Annotated in this window: 2 protein-coding genes and 1 pseudogene; all 3 read right to left on the reverse strand. The window is 70.2% G+C overall.

Annotated elements, in window-relative coordinates; all coding sequences use genetic code 11:
• Positions 1–241: 241 nt before the first annotated feature.
• Positions 242–925 (reverse strand): heme-binding beta-barrel domain-containing protein, encoded by a 684-nt coding sequence (locus AC2VNT_RS01920; RefSeq protein ID WP_486945248.1) that lies wholly within the window; start codon positions 923–925, stop codon positions 242–244.
• A gap of 284 nt (positions 926–1,209) precedes the next feature.
• Positions 1,210–1,368, reverse strand: a pseudogene (locus AC2VNT_RS01925) (DUF1416 domain-containing protein); the annotation flags it as partial.
• A 7-nt stretch (positions 1,369–1,375) separates the two neighbouring features.
• Positions 1,376–1,551 (reverse strand): DUF4395 family protein (locus AC2VNT_RS01930; protein WP_486945249.1); only part of this gene is annotated, 176 nt, incomplete at its 5' end.

Consider the following 1,551-nt stretch of genomic DNA (forward strand, 5'->3'; position numbering starts at 1 on the left):
CTGATCTGACCACAACGCGGCCAAAGACACCCGGCTACGCAAGCTCCGCCGGGTAGCTGTCGCCTGCCCACTCACCCTGGGGATTTTCCGGTCAGGTGGCTGCCCGCTGAGCAGCGCCGGGGATCACCGCGCGCTGGCGAATTCCCGGCAGTCACCCGGCCTCCGAGCCCCTGGTCCGTCCAACCAGGAACTGCGGCTCGGGGGCCGCTCCATATCCGGCGGACGGCTGAAGCGTCGACGCTTAGCCGATGAACCGCTTCAGCCGGGCCGACAGGTGCGGCACCAGCCCGCCGTCGGCGTCGACTCGCTCCTCGACGTAGGCCAGATCGCCGTCCTCGACGATGCCGTACAGCCGTTTGGCGCCGCCGACCAGCATCCCGGACCTGCTGCGGGCCAGCGCGTCGGTGACCAACTCCCACGACGAGGCGCTGCGCGGATGCCCGTAAAACAACTCGACGTAGCCGGACGAGTGCGCCAGCAGCAGCTCGATCGCGTGTGATTCGTCGGCGGGATCGTCGGGGTCACTGACGAACCGCCAGAACCCGGTCTCCCGCAAGCTCGGCTGGTGATACTCGCCGGCGTCGGTCAACCGCCAGGACCGGGCCTCCCAGTTCAGGTAGTCGCCGCCGTCGTGGGAGACCACGATCTGCTGGCCGAACCGGTAGTCGCCGTGCGAGTCGCGGCCCTCGCCCTCACCTCGCCAGACGCCGACCAGCGGCAGCAGCGCCAGCAGGTCGTGGTGCAGGTCGGCGCCCTCGCGCAGGTTGGCGGTGTCGGCGGGCAGCGGGAGGTCGGCCGCGGTCGGGAAGACCGGAATGTTGCGGGCGGCGGTGGTTTTGGCCCGTTCGGCGGCCGCGGCTATCGCGCGGTCGGCGGAGCCGGGTTCGACCGAACCACCGGTTGCATCGTCGCCGGCGGTGCCGATACGCCGCTGCTCGGCATCGCTGCGCTCTGCATCGTCGCCGGCGGGTGTCACCACTCGTCGGTGATCGTCCGGTACAGCGAGTACAGCGCGAACCAGGTGATGACGACGACGGCCGCCACGAGCAGGATCTCGAAGAACAGCACCACGGCGACGAGTTTATCGCCGATCGCCAGTGCGGCGCAGCCGGGTGCAGCGGGTCGGCGCCATCGGTTGAGCGCCGATCGCCAGTGCGGCGCAGCCGGGTGCAGCGGGTCGGCGCACTCGGCACAGCCGAGTGCGGCCGGCTAGCCGACTCTGACGTCGACTTCGTGGATGCCGGCGCCTGACGGCGTCACCGACGCGTGGCCGTTTCCGGCCGAGGACAGTGCCCGCACCGTCCACGATCCCGGTAGGACATCGGAGCGGGCCATGACGGGGATCCTTTCCGTTACTTCGCTGGAGCTGCTGCGGTCAGGCCGGTGTCGCCCGCAGCCGCGCGACCAGCGGGTAGAGCTGACAACCCAGGCAGACGCCGAAGGCCGCGTTGAGGAAGGCCGCCACCAGGGCGAAGGCCGTTGCGATCACCCCCACCAGCGGGACGGTGACGAAGCCGATCACCCCGACGACGGCGAAGAACAGCCCGACCA

It is taken from the genome of Mycobacterium sp. TH-M15, assembly GCF_057473705.1.